This is a genomic window from Methanobacterium formicicum (assembly GCF_029848115.1).
GTDB classification, from domain to species: Archaea; Methanobacteriota; Methanobacteria; order Methanobacteriales; family Methanobacteriaceae; genus Methanobacterium; species Methanobacterium formicicum.
Genome location: NZ_JARVXG010000048.1, coordinates 50,001 through 57,500, shown reverse-complemented (window position 1 = coordinate 57,500; position 7,500 = coordinate 50,001). Strand labels below are relative to the sequence as shown.

The following is a 7,500-nucleotide window of genomic DNA, read 5'->3' as shown; positions in this document are numbered from 1 at the left end:
CGAAGAAGGGTAACTGGTTAACTAACCTCCCTTGGCCCAGGGATCCTAAAATTCTGACCTTTTCACCATCTTTACGTAGTTTCAAGAATTCTTCTTGTATTGCCTCCATTTTTGGTACCCATGTTTGGTGTTCTTCAGCTATGAGTTCCTCTATTTCGTCTTCTTTTCCAGTGTACTTCCCGATCTCGCGTAACCACCCATCAGTATTGGTTATTCCAGTTGGGGATGGGTAAAGGAAGTATGGTACTCCATATTTCTTTTTAAGGCCTCTGGAGATGTAGTCTGTATAAGTTGGGCAGATGGGTGCGGTTAAAGCTGCTTCTGAGAGTTGTTCAAACTGTTCAACTGTTGCAAATTCTGGAATGAAGTTCACCCTCAATCCGACCTTCCCCAGAAGTCTTTTTATCTCCAGTCGGTCCTGCCAGGTGTAAGAGAGCATACTGGCTACATTAACCAGATCTTCCTGTTTTTCCTGAGGTTCCCTTACCAGATATTTTAGCACGGCATGCCAAAATGCATCATATCCTGTTTGTACCAGTCTGGAGCGCACGCCTTCACAGTGAATAGGCACAATTTTTGCTTTCACTTGGGGTTGAACTCCGTTTACACTTCCTTCAATATCCTCTCCAATGATTCCAGTGGTACATGATGTGAGTATGAAAATGGCTTTGGGAGAGTATCTCCGTTCAGCTTCCAGTATCGTTTCTTTTAACTTTTGACCAGCACCATAAACAACATCATTTTGCTGTAGGTTGGTTGTAAGCCAGTTAACATTGTATTGTGCCGGTCTTCCTAACTCAACAGGCACACCACGGAATAATTCACGGTAACCAAGTGCACCTGCAGAACAACCGACTGGTGCGTTGAATATCACAACGGCGTCACGGATTGTTGTCACTCTGTTTGAAAGGTAAAAGTTAAGCACACAGCCTCCAGACTGCTGAAATTTTCTTTCGGAACATTTCACGTTTCCTTCTTTGGCGTCTTTTAACAGTTGGCTTGCTTTTCCATAGTATACATTGGTACCATGGGCTCGATGCTCCCGGTTGGGGCATGTGTTCTTACTCAGATCGATTGCTTCATCTGGGCTCTTTTTATCTGGGCTCACTTAATTTCCTCCTATTTCTTCTTGGTATACAACGATGCCTGGATCGAAGAGCGGCTAAAACGATCTAATAACGATCGTTATATAACAATTGTTAAACAATTGATTTAGTATAAATAGTTAACGATCGTTAAATCAGGATAGATCCTTGAAAAATAGCTACTGAAACTAAAGATACAATGATTCGACTTTTCATTTACTTGTATATTCAGTTGAGTATTTTAAAATCATTATTTTTGTAAAAAAGGTATAATTAAAGGGTTTAATCTTCTTTAAGAGTTTATTCCAAGTGTCTGGTCCAATTTGACCTACCGATATCACAATGGAAATAGCGATTTGTTTTTCTTTTAAATCGAGACTTTATAGAATTATCCATTATAAAATTATCTATTAATCCTAAAATCTCCAATAATCAGTCTTTTTTCTTTTTTCTAATTTCTGTCAGTTGTTCTAATGCATCTTCGATAAATGTTGGTGCTATGTAGGGGTCTATGTTATTTTTCAGCAGTATATCGATGGCTCCAGGACCAATTTGGCCGGCAAGTACTGCTTGGCAGTCAGATATTAGTTTAACACTTTTTTCCATGGATAATTCACTGTGACCCTCCGTACTGCAGGCCGGTTTGTTTTCTCGTAATTCCAGGAATTTATGGGTTCCATTATCATCTAACTGGAAAATTAAAAATTGTGAAGCCATTCCAAAATGCTGATTGATATATTTGCCATCACTGCTGGCAACTGCTACTTTTATGGACATTTACTAACACCTTTATTTGTGATAAACATTTAATTTCTTTTACATTTAATCAGATTTATTCCATGTGTTTTCCTCTTTTTAGAGGAATTTCCTAAACCCAAAAGTTTTATATACTAATTTTTATAAGTTAACAATAGTTATATAACAATAGTTATATAAGTAGTTGTACTTACCTGAGTATGACTTTAAAAAACCAATACATTGGAGGAAAAACATGCCTGAAATAAAATTTTTATCAAATCTAGCAGATATAACTGGAGAAAAATCTCTGATAATTGAATATGATGGTGAAGTATCCGGTTTGATTGACAGTCTGGACACTAAACTTAAAGGAAAAGACTTCAAAACCACCATCACTGATGATGAGGGCAAAGTAAAGGATTTCGTTAAAATACTCATCAACGGAAATGACATTAGAGGAACCGGTGGTCTGAGTTCCCCAGTAAAAGATGATGATGAAATAGTTATATTCCAGACTCTGGCCGGTGGTTAAATTTGAATATCGGGTATCTTTCCACTATCTATCACACTTCCTTTATTTTAAAAAGTCCGGATAATAAGTTCCTTGACAGTATAGGGGGTGATCTTGATTGGACCCTATTTCCCACAGGCCCGGCAATGATGGAAGCCTTTAAAAGTGGTGAAATAGATCTAGGATATATAGGTCTCCCTCCAGTAATGATCGGGATTGATAAAGGACTAAAACTCAAATGTGTGGCTGGAGGTCATGTGGAAGGTACCGTTATGATTTCTAGAGATTCATTCTCTTCTTTTGATGATTTAAACAATTTGGATAATGTATTAAAACAGTTTGAAGGTAGAAATATTGGAACTCCGGCACAGGGGTCTATCCATGATGTTATAATACGAGACCTCATTCAGGATCGGGATATATCCATCATCAATTATCCCTGGGCAGATTTCATACCCAGTGCCATACAAACTGGTGAAATAGCTGCTGGCCTGGGTACACCAGCACTGGCCACGGTTGCTTCTCGGGAGATAAATTCCAAACTGATAATTCCTCCCAGCAAATTGTGGCCCTACAATCCCAGTTACGGGATTGTGGTTCGTGAAGAGCTCCTAAACCAAGATCCAGATTTTATAAAAAATTTTTTAACTGAACATGAAGCTGCCTGTAATTTTATACGTAATCAGCCACATGATGCTGCAGAAGTAGCTGCTGGTGAGCTGGGTGGCATTGATGTGGAATTTATACTGGAAACCTTCCAGATCTCTCCCCGGTACTGTGCCAGTCTACCGGAAGAATATATAAGATCCACCCTGGATTTTGTCCCGGTTCTTCAAAAATTAGGATATCTAGAAAAGAAGATAAAAAAGGAAGATGTTTTTGAGTTGAAATTTATTCAAGAGGTTCATCCAGAACCTTCGCACTACTATCTTCCCTCTTATGTTGTTGATCCAGAGAACTGATTTCCTGATCAAAGATGGTTAACTTATTGGCCAATCCCCGGAAGTAGGGTATGTACACTCGGTGAATGGTCAGACGGTTGGGATTGATATTTTTCTCTTCTAAAACTTGTTTTAATTGTTTGACTTTTTCTTTAAGATGGGGATACATGAGATCATCAGGATACTCCCCTAAGAATATGCCGTCTGCACCATTTTCAAGAGCGTACAGGATGTGTTTCATCATCAAACGATTCGATGAGGGAACTTTGATTATCCGGATAGATTCGGGATAGGTTATTTTATTTATTCCCATGTTATCCGCAGCCAGATATCCCACACTGTCCAGGAAGGTGAGTATTATACGTTCACCATCCTTTTTGTTTTTAAGAATACCGGATATGATACCGAATAATTTTTCATCAGCATTTCCCTGGATACTGATGGCTTCTTCTGGACACTGAGAAAGACAGATACCGCATCCCTTACAGGCAATGGGGTCAATGGCCAGGTTATCTTCCTGGATATAGAATGCCTTGTACTTACAGGTATCCATACATTTTTTGCATAGATTACATCGAGAGGTGTTGATGGTAGCTACGAATGGTTCCACCTCCAGGTTACCATTCATCAGTTCTGCCACTTTGGCTGCGGCAGCATTGGCCTGGGAAACACTGTCGGTAATATCTTTAGGTCCCTGGGCAGTTCCACAAACGTAAACACCTTCCACATCAGTGGTGACTGGTTTTATTTTGGGGTGACTCTCTCTGATGAACAGGTCCTCAGTTAAACCCACATTCAGTAATTCTGCAACCTCTTTGGTGCCCTCGGAAGGTTCAATAGCCTCGGACAAAACAACCATGTCTGTTTCTATTTCCAGTGGAGTTTTTTCCAGACTTTCCTCCACCCGGACCACTAATTTTTCATTTTTCCAGGTAACTTCACCGGCCCGGCCCCGTATCAATTTGATACCTTTATCCTGACCGTAGCGCATGTACTTTTCATACATTCCCGGAGTTCTCATATCGGTGTAACAGATTATGACTTCGGTTTCAGGGTAGTAATGTTTTATAACGTTGGCGTGCTTCATGGCCACCATACAGCATACCTTGGAACAGTAGGGATTACCATCTGGTTTATCATCACGGGAGCCCACACACTGTATCATCACCACTCTCTGGGGGACCTGGCCATTGGAGGGTCGCAGTAGCTGCCCTTCGGTGGGACCATTTACCCCGGTGATCCGTGCCAGTTCCATCTGGGAAATCACATCTGGGAACCTTCCATATCCATATTCTGGTCTTTTGGACAGTTCAAACCGGTTATGGCCAGTGGCTACAATTACCGATCCCACGTTAAGGGGCAGGACTTCAGTTTCCATGGAAAAATCAATGGCATCCATTTTACAAGTTTCCTGACAGGTTCCACAGCGGATGCAGTTTTCTTCATCAATAGTATATACATCAGGAACTGCCTGGGGGAATGATTTGTAAATGGCTTTGCGGATGGTCATATTTTCATTCCAGGAGTTGGGCACTTCCACGGGACAAACCTCGGCACAGCTTCCACAAGCAATGCAACGCTCGGCTTTCACAAAACCGGGTTTCTTCTCCACTATTAAATTGAAATTTCCTGCTCTGCGCTCAGCCCTTAAGAGTTTGGTTTTGGTTAAAATTTCTATATTTTTGTTTTCCACGGCCTCGTTTACCAGTGGGTTTAAAAGGCACATGGCACATTCTTCGGCCAGTTTCTCCGGGGAGAAGACCTTACCAATCTTCACCATGGATCCACCAATGGTGGATCTTTCTTCAATGATCCGGGTCTTTATTCCCTGCCGGGCCAGTGAAAGGGCAGTGGTTATTCCAGATATGCCCCCACCAATAACTGCCACACTTTTTTTTGTACGTCGCAGTAACGGGTCGATGGGTTCTGAGCACTTTGCCTTTTCAATGGCTGCACTGGTTAAGGAAATGGCTTTGTCTGTGGTTTTTCCTTTATCAGAGTGTACCCAAGAGCACTGCTCACGGATGTTGGCCATCTGCATAAGGTAGGGGTTGAGGGGTTTAACATACTTCTGGAATGTTTTTTCATGGGTAATAGGTGAACATGCCGCCACCACCACCCGATCAAGGTCTCTGTCGATAATGGAATCTCGGATGAGTTTACGGCCATTTATTGAGCACAGGTTCTCGAATTCTTCCACTACTGTGGCATCTAAGGAGGAGTGGAGTTTTTCCATATCCACGTTATCTGAGATGTTACCACCGCAGCGGCACAGGAAAACACCTACCTTAAGGTTTTCCTTGGCAGGGGTTGAAGTTAAATCTTTTTCATTCAAATTAACCAATCTCCTTTGGGGTTAATAATCAAGTGAATAGTAAATAGATCTAGTACTGATTTTTTTTTAAGGCACAGATTCTTTTTAAATATAACCTTTTTTAAATACAAACAAATATTCTCGGGTAACAAATAAAACAACAGGTTTATATCAATCTTTTTTTATTTCATTACTGCTGTTTAATTATTCAAATTAAAATACAAATTATGTATTAACTATAGTGAAGTTTCATATAATTAAATATTTGCCAATTGATGATGAATTTATTATTTAGATATCGGACATATAGAAAGTTACTAGAACAATTATCATGATTTTAGTTACTTAACAATTCACGATTACAACTCTTAAAATTTAAAAAAAAGCATTTTAATCTAATCTTAGCTTGTAATCCTAACCGAGGACTTTTTTGGTCATGGATTGTTTCCCGGTTAGGATATGAAGCTTATGGCAGAATTTTTGGTTTTATGGTTTGGATCAATTTTTCAAGATAAGATAAAATATTCACCATAACATTCTCATTTCAATTGGATGATACATAACAAGGCAGAGAGGATGATTTTTTAAAATGGGAGGTTATGGTGATATTATCCCAAAATTTCCGGGGTGAATGGTGATAATATAGATCTTTTTCACCCATCTTGGAAATAACCATTGTTAGCGTTATATTAGTTATTTACACATAGTAAAACACCTCTTGAGGAGATATAATAGTTGCGAATGGATTTTTATCTTCTTTGATTTTATTTATCTACAACTACACATTTCTTAGCACCTCACAAGGGGCTTTTCATCTTTAAGGGTGTGAATTATTTGTACTATTTTTCTCCTTAAGGATGGTTATTATTTTTTCAGTACTTAATTGAGGTCAGGGTAATAAAACGACCGTGCGTTTGTCTTTTATAACGATCGTTATAATTACCCCCACTATAACAATTGTTATATTCCTATATAAATCTATCGTTGGGGACTAAAAAAATTGAATAGAAATCCTGCTAGGAAAATATGGAGATAATGGAATGAATTTTAGAATTGATAAAATGAAAAAGAATGATTGGCTTGATGTGTCAAAAATCTTTCTAAAGCGGTAATATGTGGAAATGCAAATTTTGAATTAAAATTACCCCTTCCAGAAGTATGGCTTAAAAAATGCATTTTAGGAAGTGCTCTGGTAGTACGTGAAGATCATTCCAAAAAAACTGCTCCCATACTGGGATGGGGCTCTTTATCTTCAGTATCCAATAGGGAAGTTTACTGGGGAGTTGTGGAGGATAGTATCTATGTGGATCCGGAATATCAGGGGATGGGTATAGGGAATCTCTTGCTTGGAAATTAATCGAATTTGCTGAAGAAAAAGGATTCTGGACATTACAGGCTATTATGTTTGCTGAAAATACAAATAAGCATTGATCTACACAGGAAATGGGGATTTAGAGTGGTTGGCACCCGTGAAAGAATAGGGAAAATGGGTAATCAATGGAGAGATGTTGTTATAATGGAAAGGCACAGTAAAAAAGTGGGATTGTGATTTGGGGTGTGTTTCGTTGTCTAAAATGATTAATTATCAATTCAGAGGGGTAATCCTACCCCCATGAATCATTTTCCATTTTTTTAGGAGACGGTTTAGAAAGCGAAAACTATTTATAATTAAATTAACGATCGTTATAATAGGTTATTATAACGATCGTTATGAAACGATCGAATAACCTTACTCTGATGGTTTATCCTCAGAACCCGAACCACCTGGATTTCATTGCCCTCTGTGGCAATTCAAGTCATGTGAAATTTTTGGTGGGAACATGAACTAAAAAATGTATGGAGGTGAATAGATGGCTAAAAGTTTCATACTGGTTGATGCAGAAATCAGCAAGATAAAAGATGTCTCCAGTG

7 protein-coding genes (2 of these 7 running past the window's edge) are annotated in these 7,500 nt (G+C 39.0%); 4 read left to right on the top strand and 3 right to left on the bottom strand.

Features of this window, described 5'->3' with window-relative positions:
* Together QC759_RS06340 and QC759_RS06335 are read right to left on the bottom strand one after the other, a co-directional pair.
* Nucleotides 1–1,108 carry the 5' portion of a nitrogenase component 1 gene (locus QC759_RS06340; protein ID WP_048073424.1) on the bottom strand. 425 nt of this gene lie to the left of the window's left edge, so only the first 1,108 of its 1,533 coding nucleotides appear in the window; it begins with the start codon at nucleotides 1,106–1,108; its stop codon lies beyond the left edge, outside the window.
* 409 nt (nucleotides 1,109–1,517) lie between these two features.
* Nucleotides 1,518–1,862, bottom strand: a complete 345-nt coding sequence (locus tag QC759_RS06335) for a NifB/NifX family molybdenum-iron cluster-binding protein (protein ID WP_048073423.1) — start codon at nucleotides 1,860–1,862, stop codon at nucleotides 1,518–1,520.
* A gap of 214 nt (nucleotides 1,863–2,076) precedes the next feature.
* On the opposite strand from QC759_RS06335, the gene QC759_RS06330 reads away from it, so the two are divergent.
* Entirely contained in the window at nucleotides 2,077–2,355 is a 279-nt protein-coding gene (locus tag QC759_RS06330; protein WP_048073422.1) for a MoaD/ThiS family protein, read from the top strand.
* 2 nt (nucleotides 2,356–2,357) lie between these two features.
* Complete coding sequence (locus QC759_RS06325) at nucleotides 2,358–3,296, top strand: ABC transporter substrate-binding protein (RefSeq protein WP_048073421.1); 939 nt, start codon at nucleotides 2,358–2,360, stop codon at nucleotides 3,294–3,296.
* Here QC759_RS06325 and hdrA read toward each other — a convergent pair.
* Nucleotides 3,226–5,610: a ferredoxin:CoB-CoM heterodisulfide reductase subunit HdrA gene (gene hdrA, locus QC759_RS06320; RefSeq protein WP_048073420.1), complete on the bottom strand. Its 2,385-nt coding sequence runs from the start codon at nucleotides 5,608–5,610 to the stop codon at nucleotides 3,226–3,228. The genes QC759_RS06325 and hdrA overlap by 71 nt on opposite strands.
* Nucleotides 5,611–6,700: 1,090 nt before the next feature.
* Between hdrA and QC759_RS12260 the strand changes: the two genes are divergently transcribed.
* Both QC759_RS12260 and QC759_RS06315 read left to right on the top strand, forming a co-directional pair.
* Nucleotides 6,701–6,946, top strand: a complete 246-nt coding sequence (locus tag QC759_RS12260) for a GNAT family N-acetyltransferase (RefSeq protein ID WP_424971313.1) — start codon at nucleotides 6,701–6,703, stop codon at nucleotides 6,944–6,946.
* Between the two features lie 493 nt (nucleotides 6,947–7,439).
* A protein-coding gene (locus tag QC759_RS06315) for an Lrp/AsnC family transcriptional regulator (protein ID WP_048073419.1) crosses the window boundary here: on the top strand, nucleotides 7,440–7,500 show its 5' portion. Its footprint extends 170 nt past the window's final position; 61 of the gene's 231 nt are visible here — the first part of the coding sequence; it begins with the start codon at nucleotides 7,440–7,442; its stop codon lies beyond the right edge, outside the window.